Below are 17765 nucleotides of genomic sequence, written 5' to 3' on the forward strand. Positions count from 1 at the left end.
GCCGCGCTTCGGGTGCGCGGGCGGGTAGGGCGGTTGGGCGGCGCCGGCCGCTTTGCGGCCGGAGCGTGGGGCGGTTGCGCCCGGCCCCGCCCTGTTCCGCGTTCGGGGCAGGCATCGGCCGCGTGTGACGGATGGGGGCTGGGGAAAACCGCGCCCCGCGCTATATGGAGCCACCATGGCCCGCATCGAGATCGACCACCGCAGCAAGGGTGACACCGCCCGCACCGGCGCCGCGCGGCATCCGGAAAAGGCGAACCGCCCCGACAACCCCATCCAGCGGAAACCCGCCTGGATCCGGGTGAAGGCGCCCACCCACCCGATCTACCACGAGACGCGCGCCCTGATGCGCGACAACAAGCTGGTCACGGTCTGCGAGGAAGCGGCCTGCCCCAACATCGGCGAGTGCTGGTCCCAGCGCCACGCCACCATGATGATCATGGGCGAGATCTGCACCCGCGCCTGCGCCTTCTGCAATGTCGCGACGGGAATGCCCAATGCCCTCGACACCGAGGAGCCACGCCGGGTGGGCGAGGCAGTGGCCAAGCTCGGCCTGCGGCACGTCGTCATCACCAGCGTGGACCGCGATGACCTGGCCGATGGCGGCGCCCGCCACTTCGCGGAGACCATCGCCGCCATCCGCGCCAGCGCGCCCGAGACCACGGTCGAAATCCTGACGCCCGATTTCCTGCGCAAGCCCGGCGCGCTGGAGGTGGTGGTGGAAGCACGGCCGGACGTGTTCAACCACAATCTGGAAACCGTGCCGCGCCTCTACCCCAACATCCGCCCCGGCGCGCGCTACTACCATTCGCTGCGGCTGCTCGACCGCGTGAAGCAGCTCGACAAGACGATCTTCACCAAGTCCGGCATCATGGTGGGCCTGGGCGAGGAGCGCATCGAGGTGCAGCAGGTGATGGATGACCTCCGCAGCGCGGAGGTGGATTTCCTGACGGTGGGCCAATACCTCCAGCCCACGGTGAAGCACGCCGCCGTGGCCCGCTTCGTGGAGCCGGCCGAGTTCGACGATTATGCCAGCATGGCCCGCGCCAAGGGTTTCCTGCTGGTCTCGGCCACGCCGCTGACGCGCAGCTCCTACCACGCGGACCGGGATTTCGCGGCGCTCAAGGAAGCGCGCCTCAAGGCATTGGGCGCCTGATGCCCACCCATGCCGAAAAGCGCATCCTGCGCCACCGCCCGGACGAGGTGTTCCAGATCGTCGCCGACGTGCATCGCTATCCGGAATTCCTGCCCTGGTGCGTGGGCGCGCGCGTGCTCAGCCGTGACGAGACCAAGCTGGTGGCCGACCTGACCATCGGCTTCAAGATGTTCCGCGAGACCTTCCGCAGCGACGTGACGCTCCAGCGGCCGGAGATGATCCAGGTGCAGTACCTGGACGGCCCCTTCCGCTACCTGAACAACACCTGGAAGCTCAACCCCGTGCCGCAGGGCACGGAGGTGGATTTCTTCGTGGATTTCGAATTCAAGTCTCGCCTGTTGCAGGCCGTGATCGGCACCGTCTTCAACGAGGCCACGCGGCTGATGGTGCGCGCCTTCGAACGCCGGACCATGCAGGTCTATGGCCGCAACTCCGCCGCCGCGCCGCGGCCGGCGGAAATTCCCTCGACCCCGGGCTAGCGTCCGATCGCCTCGGTGGAATCACCGAGGCGTGAATCGGCCGCTGGCGGTGCGTCCGATCGCCTCGGTGGGATCACCGAGGCGTGAATCGGCCGCTGGCGGTGCGCCCGATCGCCTCGGTGGAATCACCGAGGCGTGAATCGGCCGCTGGTGGTGCGTCCGATCGCCTCGGTGGAATCACCGGGGCGTGAATCGGCCGTCGTGGGCAAGAACCCCCCGTTCCCGGCGCGGGCAAAGCGTTCTAGCCTTCGCGCCATGGTCCACGCTCCCAACCGCCCGCCCGCCGGTGCGCCGCCCGTGCGCATCAACCTCTATTCCGACACCCAGACCCGCCCCACGCCGGCCATGAAGGCCGCGATGATGGAGGCCGAGGTGGGCGATGAGCAGCATGGCGACGACCCCACCGTCCATGCCCTGTGCGATCGCATGGCGGCGCTGATGGGCAAGGAGGCGGCGATGTATCTGCCGTCCGGGACCATGTGCAACGTCATCGCCATCCTCACCCATTGCAAGAAGGGCGATGAGGTGCTGGCGCACGAGACCAGCCACATCCTGCACAGCGAGGGCGGCACCCATGCCGCGCTCACGGGGGTGCAGATCATGCCGTTGAAGGGCGCCCGCGGCCTCTTCACCGCCGATGATGTCCGCGCCGGCATCCGCCCCAAGACCCGCTACGCGCCCCCCCAGCGCATGCTGGAGGTGGAGCAGACCGCCAATATCGGCGGCGGCGTGGTCTGGCCGCTGGAACAGCTTACCGCCGTCACCGATGTGGCGCGGGAACAGGGCTGGGCCACCCACATGGACGGCGCCAGGCTGATGAATGCCTGCGTCGCCGCGGGCGTCGCGCCGAAGGACATGGTGGCCGGCTTCGACAGCGTCTGGCTCGACTTCACCAAGGGGTTGGGCGCGCCGCTCGGGGCCGTGCTCTGCGGCAGTTCCGAATTCATCGGCGAGGCCTGGCGCTGGAAGCAGCGCCTGGGCGGCTCCATGCGCCAGGCCGGCATCTGTGCCGCCGCCTGCCTCTACGCCCTGGACCACCATGTGGACCGGCTGGCCGAGGACCACGCCAACGCCAAGGCGCTGGCGCGCGGCCTCGCGCAGATCGAGGGCGTGGTGGTGGAGGAGCCGGACACCAACCTCGTCTTCTTCGACATCAAGGGCACGGGCGTCGCGGTCGAGGAACTGCAGCGCCGCCTCGCCCTGCAGGGCATCATGGTCAGTGGGTTGGGCGGCCGCGTGCGCGCCTGCACCCATCTGGACGTGACGGCGGCCATGATCCCAGAGGCGGTGTCCGCCATCCGGGATGCGCTCCACGCCTGACGCCTGGGCGCGCGCCCGCCGTGGCGCGCGCGCCGACCGCTCCGGCCGCGATGCCGAGGCCATCGCGCGCGACCTGCTGCGCGCCGAGGGCTGGACCATCCTCGCCGAACGCGCCCGCACCCCGGCGGGCGAGCTGGACCTGATCGCCGAACGCGAGGGCCTGCTGGCCTTCGTCGAGGTGAAGGCGCGCCCCAGCTTCCGTGACGCCGCCCATGCGCTCACGCCGCGCCAGCAGGCACGGCTTCAGGCGGCGGCGGGCATCTGGCTGGCCGCGCATCCCGGCCATGGGGCGGCGGGGATGCGCTTCGACGTCATTCTCGTCGCCGCCGATGGGGCGGCGCGGCGCATCACGGACGCGTTGCGGGCCGGCTGACGGCGCTGGTCGTGGTCCAGGCCGGGCGCGGGCGGTAGGCGTCCAGATAGGCGTGGTTCATGAAGAACTCGTCGCGCGGGAACATGTCGGTCAGCGGGGGCTCCACGCGGGCCATCTGCGGCGTCCAGACCTGGACCTCGCCCGCCACGAGGTGGCCGAGATCGGTGATGGCGGGGTTGCCGCGCTGGATGAAGGCCAGCGTCTCCGGCGCGCGCAGCCGCTCGATCAGCGCGGCCTGGTCCAGATCGATCGGCTGGTCGCTGCCGATCAGCGCGTTGATGGGCCGCAGCAGCACCACATGGGGGAAGACGGCGGCGAAGGTGTCCACCACGCGCCAGGTCGGCGCCCATTGCACATAGATGCCGCCCGGCGCCAGGCGCTCGCGCACCTGCTGCAGGAATTCGGCGCTGTAGAGCAGGCCGGAATGCGAGGTCTGCGGGCGGATGGCATCGGCCTCGATCACGTCATAGAGCGTGTCGCCCTGGGTCAGCGCGCGGCGCCCATCGCCGGCCTCCAGCCGCACGCGCGGGTCGTTCAGCAGGGCCGCCACGCCCGATTCCGGCCGCGCGCGGGCGATGTGCCCCAGCGCGTCCAGCACGGGCGCGATGAGCTCCACGCCACGGATTTCGCGCGTGGCTGGGTTCACCGTGGCGCCATAGGGCGTGCCGCCCGAGCCCACGCCGATGGCCAGCACGCGCTGCGGGTCGGGGTGGATCAGCGGCCCCAGCATGCCCAGCAGGATATGGGCGTCGAGGAAGGGCACGAAGCCCTGGCCGAAGCCCATGATGAAGAAGCGGCCCGGCTGGCGGCCCTGGCCCTCGCCATGCTCGCGCCAGAAGGCGATGCCCGAGCGGTCCTCGCCCCAGGCGAAGCGCGCCTGCTCGGGCAACCCGTGCAGCCGCGCCCAGAAGCGTTCATTGCTGGGCATGACGAGGGCGATGACGGCCGTGGCCCCGGCCAGGGCGGCGGTCCAGGGCCGCGAGGGGCCGCGCGCCTGCCACAGCCAGGCGCCCAGCAGGCCGAGCGAGACGATGGCCAGCAGCAGCATCGTCCCCATCGTGCCGAAGAAATGGAAGGTGATGAGGCCCGTGCCGATGGACCCCGCCGCATTGCCCAGGATGTTGGCCAGCTGCACCCAGCCCACCCGCGCCCCCACGCTCGCCAGGTCCTGCTGCACGGCGCGCTGCACGAAGGGGAAGGTCATGCCGATGATGAAGGAGGGCGGGGCCACCACCGCGACGATGATGGCCGTGGAGATGGCGAGATGCGTAGGCCCGAAGCGGTCGAAGTCGGGCGCCATGAAATCGGCCAGCGGCGAGTGGCCCATGGCCCACCACAGCGCGCCCAGCAGCAGCGCGCCCAGCGCGAAGCCGGCACCCTGGGTCAGGAAGAAGGCGGGCCTTGGGTCGCGCATGTTCCGCACCATGCGCGCGGCCAGCGCCATGCCGAGGCCATCGGCCAGAAGAAAGACGCCCAGGATGGTGGGAAACAGGTAGGCGTGGAACTGCCCCACCTGGCCCAGCATCCGCACCCAGACGATCTCGAGCGCCACGATGACGTAGCCCGAGAGGAAGACCAGCAGGCACCACAGCGGCAACCCGCCGAAGGGCGCGGGGCCGGTGGTGATGGATCGCGTCGTCACCGCCCGCGCCGGCACCTCGCGCGAGAGGGAGGCGAGCAGCGTCAGCGCCAGGATGGCGGCGATCACGTCCAGGGCCGCGGCCAGCCCCAGCGCGCCCACGAAGCCCAGATGGCCCACGATGAACCAGCCGCCCACCAGCGCGCCCATGCCCGCGCCCAGGGTGTTGAGGCCATAGAGCGTGCCCAGGCGTTCGGCGATGGAGCCGAGGTCCGTCGCCACGGCGCGGGCCAGCAGCGGCAGCGAGGCGCCCATCAGCGTGGTGGGAATGACGAGGCCCGCGAAGCAGAGCGCGAAGATGGCGGCGGGGCTCTCCACCTGGTCCACCATGCCGATGGCCAGGAAGTCGTAGAGGAAGGGCTTGGAGGCCAGCGCGCAGGCGGCCACCGCCAGTTCCGCCATCGCGAAGGCCAGCATCGCACCCCGTGGCGAGAGCCGGTCCGCGACCTTGGCGCCGATGATGGAGCCGAGCCCGAGGCCCGAGAGGAAGGCGCTGACCACCAGCGCGGCCGAGACGGTGTCGGAGCCCGCGAAGACCCCCAGCATGCGTTGCCAGATGATCTGACACAGCAGCGCGCCGAACCCCGAGAGGAAGAAGGCCACCATCAGCCGTGTCATGCGCCTGCCCCGGAAAAATTATAATTCTGGGTTGATCGGATGCGCAGCGCTCATGGCGAATTTGTGGCGAGACCGGTGATTTCGTAAGGCGCGCGCAAGGTTCTGTTGACGAAGCGACCGGAGCGGTTTCCCCTTCATCCAAACCACATCACAGGGAGGTTCCCATGCGCGCCTGGGCCGTCGTCGAGAACGGAAAGCCACTCCAGGAAATCGAGCTGCCCACCCCCGAGCCGCAGGGCGACGAGGTGCTGCTGGAGGTGACCCATGCCGGCGTCTGCCACAGCGACCTGCACATCTGGGAGGGCGAGTATGACATGGGCGCCCGCGGCAAGCTGCGCATGACCGATCGGGGCCTGAAGCTGCCGCTCGCCATGGGCCATGAGATCGTGGGCAAGGTGCTGAAATGGGGCCCGGGCGCCAAGGGGCAGGGGCTGAAGAAGGGGCAGGTGCGCCTGGTCTTCCCCTGGGTGGGCTGCGGCAATTGCGCCCGCTGCAAGCGCGGCGAGGAGAACATGTGCGCGGTGCAGTCGCGCTCGCTGGGCGTCTATCAGAATGGCGGCTACGCGACCCATGTGCTGGCGACGCATTGGCGCCACCTGATCCCGATTGACGGGCTCGACCCCGCGCTGGCCGCAACCTATGCGTGTTCCGGTGTGACGGTCTATTCGGCCATCCGCAAGCTGATGCCCATGGGCAAGAAGGAGCCCATCGTGGTGGTGGGCGCGGGCGGGCTTGGCCTGCAGGCCATCGCGGTGCTGGCGGGGATGGGGCACAAGCGCATCTGCGCGGTGGATGTGGACCAGGGCAAGCTCGACGCCGCGCGCGCGCAAGGCGCCACCGAGACGGTGCTGGCCGGGGGCGACGACACCGCCAAGCGCATCATCGAGGCCTGCGGCGGCCCGGTGCAGGGCGTGATTGACCTGGTGAACGGCAGCCAGTCCGCGATGGCGGCCTTCGACGCGCTGGGCAAGGGCGGCAAGCTGATCCAGGTGGGGCTGTTCGGCGGCGAAATCCGCGTGCCGCTGCCGCTGATGCCCATCCGCGCCATCACCATGCGCGGCAGCTATGTGGGCAGCCTCACGGAGCTGCGGGAGCTGGTGGAGATGGCCCAGAAGGGCAAGATCCCGCCCATCCCGGTCAGCACCGCCAAGCTGCACGAGGCGGATGCGGTGCTGAACCGGCTGCGCGAGGGCAAGATCACGGGGCGGACGATCCTGACCGCCTCGTGACGGAGGGGTGGCTCAGCCAAACCGCGCCCTGAGCCAGGTGCCGGCCGCCTCCACCGCGCGGTCGGCCGCCCCCACCCGGCCGAGCGCGCGGAGAAAGCCGTGCACCGTGCCGGGGAAGGCCTGCATTTCCAGGCTGACCCCGGCCTCGCGCAGCCGGTCGGCGAAGGTGAAGTTCTCGCTGGCCAGCACGTCCAGCTCCGCGATGTGCAGCAGGGTGGAGGGCAGGGCCGAGAGGTCCCCCCGCATGGGCGAGGCGAAGGGCGAAAGCCGCGCCACCGGGTCGGGGCAATAGGCGTCCCAGTAGAAGCGCATCTTCTCATAGGTCAGGCCGTAGCCCTCGGCGAATTCGCGGTAGCTCGGCGTGTCCAGCACATGGTCGAAGACGCCGTAGTTCAGCAGCAGGCCGCGCAAGGGCACGGGGGCGGGGCATTCGGCATCCAGCAGCGCGAGGCCGGCGGCGAGGTTGGCGCCCGCGCTGTCGCCCCCCAGCACGATGCGCGTGGGGTCCACCCCCAGCTCCGCGCCGTGCCTCGCCACATGGCGCAGCACGGCGGCGCATTCCTCCAGCGCCTGGGGGAAGACGGCCTCCGGGCTCAGCGCGTAGTCGGGGCCGAGCACCACGCAATTGGCGGCGGCGGCGTAGCTGCGCATCAGCCGGTCATGGGTGTCTATGCTGCCCCAGACCCAGCCGCCGCCATGCAGGTAGATCACCACGGGCAGGTTGGGGTCATGGCTCGGCCGGTGCAGCCGCACCTGCATGCGCCGCCCGCGGATGGGCAGCCAGAGGTCGCGGCTCTCGGCCATCACCGGCCCGCCTTCGGAGAGCGGCTCCTGCGGGCCGTCATTCAGGCGGCGCTGCTCGTCGAAGGAGCCGCTGCGCGGCGGCGAGGGGAAGATGATGGGCGGCTGGCCCGCCAGCCGCGCCGCCATCATGGCGTTGAAGGCGGCCATCTCGGGGTCGAGGCGTGGATCGGTCGGGCTGGGTTCTGCTGTCATGCGGGCGGCCTATGATCTGGAGCATGATCCGCAACACGGATCATGCTCCATCCCGTGCTGAGAGAATGATTCACCGCTTCGGCGATTCCGCCTCCGCGGATCATGCTCTAGCCTCAGCCCAGCGCGCCCCGACAATTTCCGCAAGGTGCCGACGCCATGTCCATGATCCTGAACGCCCGTCCCGGGGCGGGTTTCCGCGAGACCGCGCTGTTCCGCCCGACATCGGTGGTGCTGCTGGCGGATGCCGCGCTGCCCGAATCGGCGATCCTGGCGCGCAACCTGGCCAGCGGCGGCTTCCAGGGAAGGCTGATGATCGAGGGCATGGCGCACCCCGGCTTTGCCGCGCATGACGCGCCGGCGGAGCTGGCCGTGCTCAGCCTCGCGCCGCCCGCGCAGGAGGAGGCGTTGCTGGCGCTTGCCGCCACGGGCTGCCGGGCGGTGGTGGTGCCGGTGGCGGCCCCTGGCCTTGCGCGGATGGCGGCGGCGGCGGGCGTGCGCGCGCTGGGCGAGCGCAGCTTCGGCCTGGCCATCCCGGCGCTCGGCCTCAACGCCACGCTGGCGCAGGCGCCCATTCCGCGCGGCGGGCTGGCGCTGATGGCGCAATCCTCGGCGGTGGCGCGGGCGGTGCTGGACTGGGCGGCGGCGGAGGGGCTGGGCTTCAGCCACATCATCGGCGTCGGCGCCAATGACGACATCGGCTTCGCGGCGGGGCTCGACTGGCTGGCGCGCGACACGGGCACGGCCTGCGTGCTGCTGGAACTCAGGCGGGTGAAGCAGCGGCGCCTCTTCGTCTCGGCGGCGCGGGCGGCGGCGCGCACGCGGCCGGTGCTGGCGCTGCGCCCCGGCGCGCGGGCGGCAGACCCCTCGGGCGTGGTGGAGGCGGTGATGGAGGCCACGCTGCGCCGCGCGGGCGTGCTCAGCGCGCGCGGGCTGGAGGATTGGCTGGCCGCCGCCGCGACGCTCGCGCGCGCCAAGCCGCGCACGGGGCAGGGCCGGGGCGATGCGGTGGCGATCGTGGCCAATGGCCTCGGCATGGCGCGGCTCGCCGCCGATGCGGCGCTGCGCGAGGGGCTGCGCCTCGCCACGCCGGCTGCGGAGACCGACGCCCTGCTGGCCCCGCTGCTGCCCGCGGGCTGGCCGCTGCGCCACCCGCTTTCGCTCGGCGGGCGGGCCGGCGGGCAGTTGCTGGAGGCCGCGCGGCTGCTCTCGACCGACCCGGGCGTGGATGTCGTGGTGGCGCTGCGCGCGCCGGAGGAGGCGCCGCTGGCCCCGCTGGCCGTGCCCCGCGCCGGGCGTGGCGCGCCCATCCTGTTCTGCATGCCGGGCGAGGCGCGTGCCCCCTTCGTCGCCGCCGGCCTGCCCAGCTTCGCCACCCCCGAGGCCGCGCTGCGGGGCGCCGCCCACCTGGCCGAGGAACGCCGCAACCGCGCGGCGGCGGCCGAACTCCCGCCCGCCCAGGTGCTGGAGGTCCACCCCGAGGCGGACAAGGTGCGCGCCATCTTCGCGGCCGCCCGCGCCGCCGGCCGCCTGGTGCTCTATGAGGATGAGGCGCTGGCGGTGCTGGCCGCCTATGGCGTGCCGGTGGTGGAGCACCGCCTGGCCGCGACGCCGGAGGAGGCCGCTACCCATGCCGAGACCCTCGGCCCGCCCTTGGTGCTGAAGGCGCGCACCCTGCTGGCGGACAAGAGCGAGTTCGGCGCGGTGATGCTGAACCTGCGGGAGCCCGCCTCGGTGCGCGAGGCGGCGGCCGCCATGGCGGGGGAGATGGCACGCCTCGATCCGGGCGCGGGTTTCGCGGGATTCCTGCTGCAACGCCAGGCGCCGCGCGGCCAGTTGGAACTGCGGCTGCGCGCGGGGGAGGAGGCCATGTTCGGCCCCTGGATCGGCTTCGGCCAGGGCGGCACCACGGCGGAACTCGCCCGCGACGAGGCCTTCGACCTGCCGCCGCTGAACCTGCCGCTGGCCCATGCGCTGATCGCGCGCACGCGGCTTTCCGCCCTGCTGCCCGGCTTCCGCGACCGCGCCCCGGTGGACGAGGCCGCCATCGCCGACACGCTGGTGCGCTTCAGCCAGTTGCTGGTGGACTTCCCCGAGATCGCGTCGCTCGACGTGAATCCGCTGCGCGCCGACGCCCGGGGCGTTGTGGTGGTGGATGGGCATGTGGTGCTGCGGCCCGCGGGCGAGCGCGCCATGCTCGCCATCCCGCCCTATCCCGCGCATCTGGGCGGGCTCTACACCGCGCCCGATGGCCGGGTCTTCGAGGTGCGCCCCATCCGCCCCGAGGATGCGGAGGCGCAAGGTGCGATGTTCCGCGAGATGCCGCCCGAGGATGTGCGCTACCGCTTCTTCTCGGTGATGAAGGAGCTGCCGCCGCCCCTGCTCGCGCGCCTCACCCAGATTGATTACGGGCGGGAGATGGCCTTCATCGCCATGCACGGGAAGCGCAATTTCGGCACGGCGCGCGTGATCCGCGAGCCCTTCGGCACGGCGGCCGAATTCGCGGTGGGCCTGGTGCCGGCGGCGAAGGGCACGGGCCTCGCGCGGCACCTGATGGCGCGGGTGGAGGATTGGGCGCGGCGCGAGGGCGTCACGGAACTGGTCGGCCATGTGCTGGCCGACAACCGCCCCATGCTGCATTTCTGCGAGAAGCTGGGCTACCGCCTGCGCCGCAGCCCCGAGGACCATGACATCATGCTGGCCGTGAAGGCGCTGGAGCCCGCGGGTTGACGCGCGGCGCGCATGCTCCTCCCCTGGTCCAGCCGCCGCATCCCCGCCGCCTGAGGAACCCGCCATGGCCAGCATGAAACCCGGCTTCACCGTCATTCGCGGCGCGCGCCTGGCTGACCCTGGGCTGCGTCGCGCCGAACCCACCGACGTGCTGATCCAGGACGGCATCATCCGCGAGGTGGGGGTGGGCGTCGCCGCGCCCGAGGGGGCGGCCGTGGTGGACGCCGCGGGCATGGTGATCCACCCCGGCCTCATCAACGCGCACACCCATGGCCATGGCGGGCTGGCGCGCGGGCAGGGCGACAAGTGGACGCTGGAACTGCTCCTGGCCGCCGGCCCCTGGATCTCGGGCGGGCGGACGCTGGAGGACAAGAAGCTCAGCACCCTCATCTGCGCGGCCGAGATGGTGGCGAAGGGCTGCACCGCGGCCTACGACCTCACCTACGAATTCCCGCTGCCCTCGCGCGAGGGCATGGACGCCATCGCCGAAGCCTATGCGGAGGTGGGCATGCGCGCCGTCATCGCGCCCATGGTGGCCGACCGCACCATGTACGAGGCCATCCCGGGCCTGATGGAGGCCCTGCCGCCCGGCCTGCGGAAGGATGTGGAGGCGCTGCGCCTGCGCCCGGCGGAGGAGACGCTCTCCGCCATGTCCGACATCCTGAAGCATTGGCGCTGGGGTGCCGCCGATATCCGCGCGGCCGTCGCGCCCACCATCCCGCATCATTGCTCCGACGCCTTCCTCTGCGGCTGCATGAAGCTGGCCAAGGAACATGGCGTGGGGCTGCACAGCCATGTGGGCGAAAGCAAGGTGCAGGCCATCACCGGCATGAAGCGCTATGGCCGCACGCTGCTGCGGCACATGGACCATCTGGGCCTGGTGGACGAGAACTTCACCGCCGCCCACGCCATCTGGCTGGACGATGACGACCTGAAGCTGATGCGCGACCGGGGTGCCGCGCTGGCGCACAATCCGGGTTCCAACATGCGCCTGGGCAACGGGATGTTCCGGCTGCGCCGCGCGCTCGATCTCGGCGTGAATGTGGGCATCGGCACGGATGGCGTGAACTGCTCGGACAACGGCAACATGTATGAGGCGCTGCGCTACGCCTCCATGGTCAGCAAGGTGCAGTCCCCGGACCCCCGCACATGGGCCAGCGTGGAGGAGGTCTACAAGGCCGGCACCCAGGGCTCGGCCCGCGCGCTGGGCTTCACCGATATCGGCGCCATCGCGCCGGGGATGAAGGCTGACATCGTCTTCCTGGACCTGAACAGCCTCTCCTGGATTCCGCACAACTGGACGGTGAACCAGATCGTGCACGCCGAGGACGCGACGGGCGTGCGCCATGTCATGATCGGCGGCGACTTCGTCTATTTCGACCGCAGGCACACGAAGCTCGACATCGCCAAGCTCGCCATCCAGGCCGAGACCGCGCGCGCGCGGCTGGAAGAAGCCAGTGCGGCCATGCGCCATCTTTACGAGAAGCTGGAGCCCGTGGTGTCGAGCTTCTGCCCGGGCCTGGCCGCGCAGCCCTACCACCTGAACCGCTACCTCTGCGACGCGCCGGCCTCGGGCGTCTGAGAGGCGATGCCGGGGAGGGCGCCGCCCTGCCCGGACCCCTCCCAATTCTCAGCGGCAACTTCACCCCGAACCGGGTCGGTTCCCAGTGGCCATCAACACTCTCCTTCCGCAACGCGGAAGTGGATCATTCGACCTTCACGCCGAGGCGACTCAACTCCGCGCGCGAATGCCGGATCTGCTCCCGCAGGGTATCCAGCGCCGGCACCTGTGTCGCCGAGGCTGGGGCCGCCGCGAAATCTCCCGCGGCATCGCGGCTCGCAACGAGGGTGAACAGCCGGTGCGGCCCCAGCGCCGTCTGTTGGGTGTGGAAGGTTTGGCTGAAGCGCCTGAATCCCATCACGCGCAGAAAGCCGGTGAACAGGTCCGGGCTGAATCGCCACCAGGTGTGCCAGTTGATGTCCTCGGCGGTTGGCAGAAACTGGCAGGCGCGCAGCCCATCGAGGCCAGGATCGTGGATCTCGGTGATGATCAGCGTGTCGCAACGGCGCGCGCATTGCTCGACGATCCGCAGTGGGCTGTGACAATGCAACAGGACGGATGCAAGCACCGCCACATCGAAGCGGCCGAGCGCCGGCGGGATGTCATAGGCGCTGCCATAGGCCAGCCGGGCCTTCAGCCCGAGCGCGGCATGCGTGAACCAGAAGGAGTTCCGCAACCGCTGCATCACACCGACGCGTTCACGCGCCACGGCATCCAGCACGCTCGGCGGATAGGGCACGTAGTCCCAGCCGGCCTCGGGTGGCATCTCGAGCGCCACGACGCTGGCGCCGCGCCGCTCCATCTCCGCGGTCAGGAAGCCGCTGGCCGGACCGACCTCCAGCACCGACCGGCCCGCGAAGTCGAATTCGCCGAGATATGTATCGACCCTGCCGCGCAGGTCCCACTCACCGCCGACGCGCCCATGACCGGGCAGGTCCATGACGTGGTAGAAGACGCAATCCTGCAGCGTGATGCCGGCGGGCGGGTCTGCGTACATCGGTTGGCTCCGGCGGTCGGGGGCGCGCCTCGCGGTGCACCGGGGGCTTGGTCCCTGACTCACTCATTGGCTAGTATCAGTGGCTTAGGCGCGCGTCTATCCATGCTTAGGCACGGTCCATGAAGACCGCCTCACATACCGTATCCGCCGGACGGTCGTACCGTGCCGCGGGCAAGCGACGCAGGAGCAGTTGGTGGGCGAAATATTCGGTCGCGCGGCGCCAGCCACGCCACTGCCCTGGACAGGCGAGAGGCTGACGGATGATGCCGGGATGCAGGTGCAGGTCGAGCATCTGCACCGCTACTTCCTTGCGCGGGAGGCGGCCCGCGGCCTCGATGTCCTCGATGTCGCGTCGGGCGAAGGCTACGGCAGCGCGTTCCTGGCGCAGACCGCGCGTTCGGTGGTGGGCGTGGACCTTGATCCTGCCAGCGTGGCGCATGCGAACAAATCCTACCGCCGCGACAACCTCCGCTTCACGACCGGCGACGCGCGCCGCCTGCCGTTGCCCGATGCCGCCTTCGACCTGGTCGTATCGTTCGAGACGCTCGAACACATGCGGGAACACGACACCTTCCTCGCGGAGGTGCGACGGGTGCTACGCCCCGGCGGCCGCCTGCTTCTCAGCACGCCCGAGCGCGACACCTATTCCCCCAGCGGCGCGCCGGCCAATCCCTTCCATGTGCGCGAACTGGCGCGGGCCGAATTCAGTGGGCTGTTGCGCCGGCACTTCGCCCATGTCGAGCTGTTGGGCCAGCGGCCCATGCTGGGATCGGCGATCTTCGCCGAGCCGCCTTCCGAAGCCACCGGTCTGCTGACCTTCGAGCAGCGCGGCTCCGATCGGTTCGAGGTATCGCCCGGCCTGCCGCGCGCGGTCTACCTGCTGGCCGTCGCATCCGACGCGGCACTGGAGGCCCTGCCCGGCAGCCTCTATGTTCATACCAGCCGCGTGGAGGAGGCCGCGCAGCAAGCGGCAACGCACCTCAACGAGGCGCATCTGGCCGAACGCGAAACGCTCGAGCGCGACCTCCTTGGCATGCGCGCGAGCCTCGCGGCGCTGCGGGAGGACGCGCAGGCCGCCCACGCCGCGCGCGCCCAAGCGGAGGCCACGGGGGCCGCCGCGCTGGACAAGCTTGCCGAGGCGGAAGCGGAACGGGAAGCGGCACTACGCACGCTCGCCGAAGCCGAGGCCGCGTTGCGGGCTGCGGTCGCCAGGCTGAAGGCGATTGACACCGAATTGCGCGGCACCCGGGCGGCGCTGTCGGAAGCGCAGTCGCAAAGCACGCATGCCCAGAGGGCCTACGAGAAGGCCAAGGCAATTGTCGCGGAGGGCGCTGCCTATGCCCGGCACGTCGAGGCCGAGCTGGCCGTCCAGCGCGCCCGGGGCGACATGGTGGAGCGAAGGCTGCTGGCCATGCTCGCATCGAGCAGTTGGCAGGCGCTCGCACCGCTGCAGCGCTACGCCGAACTCTATCCCGCCTTTCGTCACATGCTCCGCACCGCCAGCGTGCTGCTTCCCTGGGTGCGCAGGGCCGCCCAGCCCGCGACGGCCCCCGCCGCCGCCCTGCCAGCGCCCGTTGCCCCACCCCTGACGCCATCCGTCGCCCCACCCGTTCCGGCGGCCGAAAGCGACGTAGCGCCCCCGCCTGATGCCAAGGCGGCGCTGACCGCAGACCTGCGCGCGTCCATGGACCGCTTTCTCGGGACGAACGAGCGGCTTGATTTCCGCGCCGGCGAGGCCCCGGACGTATCGGTGCTGGTGGTGGTCCACAACCAGGCCCATCTCACCCTGCATTGCCTGCAGATGTTGCGCGCGCAGGACGGTGTGGCGATCGAGCTGGTGCTGGTCGACAACGCCTCGACCGACGCCACAGCCCAGCTGCTGGAGCGCCTGGATGGCGCCCGCATCATCCGCAACACCGAGAACCAGGGTTTCCTGCTCGCCACAAATGCCGCCGCGGCGGCAGCGCGCGGCCGCACCCTGCTGCTGCTGAACAACGACGCCTTCCTGCGTCCCGGCGCGCTGGCCGCGGCCCTTGCCACGCTGGATGTCGAGCCCCGCGCGGGGGCGGTCGGCGCCCGGCTGATTCTGCCTTCGGGCGTGTTGCAGGAGGCCGGCAGCATTGTCTGGGCCGACGGCAGCACCCACGGCTATGGCCGCGGGCTGCCGCCAGAGGCCGGCGTCGCGATGTTCCGTCGCGACGTGGACTACGTGTCGGGCGCCTTCCTGCTGACGCCACGCTCGGTCTGGCAGCGCCTGGGTGGTTTCGACGAAGGCTACGCACCGGCCTACTATGAGGAAACGGACTACTGCATGCGCCTGCGCGAAGCAGGCCTGCGGGTCATCTACGAACCGGCGGCGGCGGTCGACCATTATGAGTTCGGCAGCGAGACGAAATCCGGCGACGGGGTCGCGGCGACCAAGGGCAATGCCCGCCTCTTCCGCGAACGTCACGCCGCGACGCTGCGGCGCGACCACCTGCCGCCGGGGAAGGCCAACCTGCTCGCCGCGCGCGACGCGGCGGGCGGGCGGGACCTCCGTCGGCTTCTGGTGATCGACGACCTGCTGCCGCTCGAGGTCAATGGCGCCGGGCTGCCGCGTGCGCGCGCGATCGTCACCAGCGCCGTGGCCGAGGGCTGGTCGGTGACGCACTATCCGCTGCAGCAGCCGGCGGTGCCATGGGAGCGGCTGCGCCACGAATTGCACGCGTCGGTGGAAGTGATCGACCAGCGCGGGGTCGCCGGCCTGGCGTCCTTCCTGTCAGAGCGCGCGGGCCACTATGACGCCATCCTGGTGAGCCGGCCGCACAACATGGGGCTGTTCCGCGACGCGCTGGCAGGGCGGCCGGATCTGCTGGGCAAGGCGCGTGTGATCTACGACGCCGAGGCGATCTATGCCCTGCGGGACAAGGCGCAGGCGGCGATGGAAGGCCGACCGCTGCCGGCCGAGGAAGCCGAGCGCCGCGTCGCGGAGGAGATCCGGCGCAACGCCGCCGGCGTCGATGCCGTCCTCTGCGTGACCCATGCCGAGGAGGAGCTGTTCCGCCGCCACTTGCCGCCCGGCCAAGCGGTGCACCGGCTGGCGCACCTGCCGGCGGCACGCCTGACTTCGCGCGGCCACGCGGCGCGCCACGGCTTCCTGTTCGTCGGACGGCTCATGGAACCGGAGGCCCCGAACTGGCAGGGGCTTGCCTGGTTCCTGCAAAGCTGCTGGCCCCTTGTGCGCCAGGCGCTGCCGGGCGCCGAACTGGCCGTGGTGGGGCTGCTGCATCCCGACCATGCCGCACTGGCGGCGCCCGGCGTGCGGCTTGTCGGGCCTGTCGAGGATCTCCAGCCCTTCTATGAGGCGGCACGCGTCTTCGTGGCACCGGTGCAGGTCGGTGCCGGGGTGTCCATCAAGGTGATCGAGGCCGCCGCGGCCGGGCTGCCGGTCGTTTGTACCCAGCTGATCGCACGGCAACTGGGCTGGCAGGAAGCCGGGGCCTTGGCCGCGCGGGACGATCCCGCCGCGCTGGCGGCCGAGGCCGTCGCGCTGCACGGGAATGCGGCGGCCTGGCAGGCCATGCGCGAGCGCGCGCAGGAACTGCTGCGGCGCGACTTCAGCGCCGAGCGCTTCCAGGACACCCTGGCCGCGGCGCTCGGGAACCCTGCCGAACTGGCCGCGCCGGCGCATCGTCTGGCACGGGTGGAGGCGCTCTGGGGCAAGGCGCCGCCCTCCGGCCAGGCCGCCCAATGGGCTGCCTATCCGACCTCGCATCCGGTGATCCGGGCAGAGATGAACCGCCGCGCGACCGACCGGCCCGACGAGGACGGGGTCGAAGGCCTGCGCCAACTCCTGCTGCGCGAAGGCCGGCTGCCGGCGGCCCGTGCCGCTTCGCTGTGCTGCGGAACCGGCGGGCTTGAGCGGCGGCTCGTGCAACAGGGTATCGTCAGCCACTGCATCGGCTACGACCTCTCGGCCGGCGCGATCGAGGCGGCGCGCGCCGAGGCGATCGCCGCCGGCCTGGGCGCGTCGCTGGACTACCGCCGCTGCGACATGGACACGACCGACCTTGGCGAGATCGGCCTCGACCTCGTGATCGGCTGCCAAGGCGTGCATCACATCGAACGCCTGGAATTCGCCTTCGACAACGTCCACGCGGCCCTGCGTCCCGGCGGAATTTTCCATCTCGAGCAGGAGTTCGTCGGCGCCGACCGCTTCCAGTGGCCGGACCGTCAGATCGAGGAGATGACAGCCTGGCTTCGCAGCCTCCCCGAGCGATACCGGCGCACGATGGACGGCCTGGTGAAGGATGCGGCCGGCCGAGCGAGCGTGGCGGACATGCTGGCGCACGACCCGACCGAGGCGCCGCGCTCCTCGATGATCGAGCCGCTGCTTGCGGCGCGGTTCGAGATCATTCGGCGCCGACCGCTCGGCGGCACGCTGACGATGATGGCCTTGGGCGGGATCGCCCACAATTTCGATCCCGAGATCCCCGAGGACGTGGCGCATCTGAGACGATTGCTGGACCGGGAGGCCGCGCTGATCGCGAGCGGGGAGATCGGGAGCGACTTCGTCACGGTCACGGCGCGCAGGTCCTAGAGCATGCTGCGTTCACATGCGTTCACGCAGCCTGCTCCAGCCTTCGTTGGGAGCGGGATTCAAGGTTTTCGGTGATTCCACATCCCGCCCGCTG

The 17765-nt window shown here is 70.9% G+C and carries 11 protein-coding genes; 8 read left to right on the forward strand and 3 right to left on the reverse strand.

Annotated features, from left to right (window positions below; translation table 11 throughout):
• Positions 1-175: 175 nt before the first annotated feature.
• The 4 genes from lipA to ICW72_RS00705 all read left to right on the forward strand — a co-directional run bounded on the left by lipA (position 176) and on the right by ICW72_RS00705 (position 3325).
• A complete protein-coding gene (lipA, locus tag ICW72_RS00690; protein ID WP_191084470.1) occupies positions 176-1153 on the forward strand; it encodes a lipoyl synthase in 978 nt (325 codons plus the stop codon).
• The gene (locus tag ICW72_RS00695; RefSeq protein ID WP_191084471.1) at positions 1153-1632 is read left to right on the forward strand and encodes a type II toxin-antitoxin system RatA family toxin; all 480 of its coding nucleotides are present in this window, start codon (positions 1153-1155) and stop codon (positions 1630-1632) included. The genes lipA and ICW72_RS00695 overlap by 1 nt, the downstream gene beginning before the upstream one ends.
• A 255-nt stretch (positions 1633-1887) precedes the next feature.
• Positions 1888-2952: a threonine aldolase family protein gene (locus ICW72_RS00700; RefSeq protein ID WP_191084472.1), complete on the forward strand. Its 1065-nt coding sequence runs from the start codon at positions 1888-1890 to the stop codon at positions 2950-2952.
• Positions 2936-3325 carry a YraN family protein gene (locus ICW72_RS00705; RefSeq protein WP_191084473.1) on the forward strand — a complete coding sequence of 130 codons (390 nt, stop codon included), beginning with the start codon at positions 2936-2938 and terminating at the stop codon, positions 3323-3325. Before ICW72_RS00700 ends, ICW72_RS00705 begins: the two co-directional genes overlap by 17 nt.
• Here the strand turns inward: ICW72_RS00705 and ICW72_RS00710 are convergent.
• Positions 3300-5582 (reverse strand): fused MFS/spermidine synthase, encoded by a 2283-nt coding sequence (locus tag ICW72_RS00710; protein ID WP_191084474.1) that lies wholly within the window; start codon positions 5580-5582, stop codon positions 3300-3302. The two genes, ICW72_RS00705 and ICW72_RS00710, sit on opposite strands and share 26 nt — an antisense overlap.
• Before the next feature lie 164 nt (positions 5583-5746).
• On the opposite strand from ICW72_RS00710, the gene ICW72_RS00715 reads away from it, so the two are divergent.
• Positions 5747-6811: an alcohol dehydrogenase gene (locus ICW72_RS00715; protein ID WP_191084475.1), complete on the forward strand. Its 1065-nt coding sequence runs from the start codon at positions 5747-5749 to the stop codon at positions 6809-6811.
• Positions 6812-6823: 12 nt separating this feature from the next.
• Here the strand turns inward: ICW72_RS00715 and ICW72_RS00720 are convergent, their stop codons facing one another.
• Positions 6824-7807, reverse strand: a complete 984-nt coding sequence (locus ICW72_RS00720) for an alpha/beta hydrolase fold domain-containing protein (protein WP_191084476.1) — start codon at positions 7805-7807, stop codon at positions 6824-6826.
• A gap of 156 nt (positions 7808-7963) precedes the next feature.
• Here ICW72_RS00720 and ICW72_RS00725 point away from each other — a divergent pair, with 156 nt between their 5' ends.
• Together ICW72_RS00725 and ICW72_RS00730 are read left to right on the forward strand one after the other, a co-directional pair.
• Positions 7964-10534, forward strand: a complete 2571-nt coding sequence (locus ICW72_RS00725) for a bifunctional acetate--CoA ligase family protein/GNAT family N-acetyltransferase (RefSeq protein WP_191084477.1) — start codon at positions 7964-7966, stop codon at positions 10532-10534.
• Positions 10535-10598: 64 nt separating this feature from the next.
• Complete coding sequence (locus ICW72_RS00730; protein WP_191084478.1) at positions 10599-12116, forward strand: amidohydrolase family protein; 1518 nt, start codon at positions 10599-10601, stop codon at positions 12114-12116.
• A 124-nt stretch (positions 12117-12240) separates the two neighbouring features.
• Here the strand turns inward: ICW72_RS00730 and ICW72_RS00735 are convergent, their stop codons facing one another.
• Positions 12241-13092 carry a class I SAM-dependent methyltransferase gene (locus ICW72_RS00735; protein ID WP_191084479.1) on the reverse strand — a complete coding sequence of 284 codons (852 nt, stop codon included), beginning with the start codon at positions 13090-13092 and terminating at the stop codon, positions 12241-12243.
• Between the two features lie 271 nt (positions 13093-13363).
• Here ICW72_RS00735 and ICW72_RS00740 point away from each other — a divergent pair, with 271 nt between their 5' ends.
• On the forward strand, positions 13364-17671 hold the full coding sequence (locus ICW72_RS00740; RefSeq protein ID WP_191084480.1) for a methyltransferase domain-containing protein: 4308 nt from the start codon (positions 13364-13366) through the stop codon (positions 17669-17671).
• The last annotated feature ends 94 nt before the right edge of the window (positions 17672-17765 follow it).

Origin of the sequence: Roseococcus microcysteis (assembly GCF_014764365.1) — a bacterium.
GTDB lineage: Bacteria > Pseudomonadota > Alphaproteobacteria > Acetobacterales > Acetobacteraceae > Roseococcus > Roseococcus microcysteis.

Coding starts and splice junctions, on each gene's coding strand:
- ICW72_RS00725 (WP_191084477.1), top strand. CDS start 7,964: ATGTCCATGATCCTGAACGCCCGTCCCGGGGCGGGTTTCCGCGAGACC.
- ICW72_RS00720 (WP_191084476.1), bottom strand. CDS start 7,807: ATGACAGCAGAACCCAGCCCGACCGATCCACGCCTCGACCCCGAGATG.
- ICW72_RS00695 (WP_191084471.1), top strand. CDS start 1,153: ATGCCCACCCATGCCGAAAAGCGCATCCTGCGCCACCGCCCGGACGAG.
- ICW72_RS00710 (WP_191084474.1), bottom strand. CDS start 5,582: ATGACACGGCTGATGGTGGCCTTCTTCCTCTCGGGGTTCGGCGCGCTG.
- ICW72_RS00730 (WP_191084478.1), top strand. CDS start 10,599: ATGGCCAGCATGAAACCCGGCTTCACCGTCATTCGCGGCGCGCGCCTG.
- ICW72_RS00735 (WP_191084479.1), bottom strand. CDS start 13,092: ATGTACGCAGACCCGCCCGCCGGCATCACGCTGCAGGATTGCGTCTTC.
- ICW72_RS00740 (WP_191084480.1), top strand. CDS start 13,364: ATGCAGGTGCAGGTCGAGCATCTGCACCGCTACTTCCTTGCGCGGGAG.
- ICW72_RS00705 (WP_191084473.1), top strand. CDS start 2,936: ATGCGCTCCACGCCTGACGCCTGGGCGCGCGCCCGCCGTGGCGCGCGC.
- ICW72_RS00715 (WP_191084475.1), top strand. CDS start 5,747: ATGCGCGCCTGGGCCGTCGTCGAGAACGGAAAGCCACTCCAGGAAATC.
- lipA (WP_191084470.1), top strand. CDS start 176: ATGGCCCGCATCGAGATCGACCACCGCAGCAAGGGTGACACCGCCCGC.
- ICW72_RS00700 (WP_191084472.1), top strand. CDS start 1,888: ATGGTCCACGCTCCCAACCGCCCGCCCGCCGGTGCGCCGCCCGTGCGC.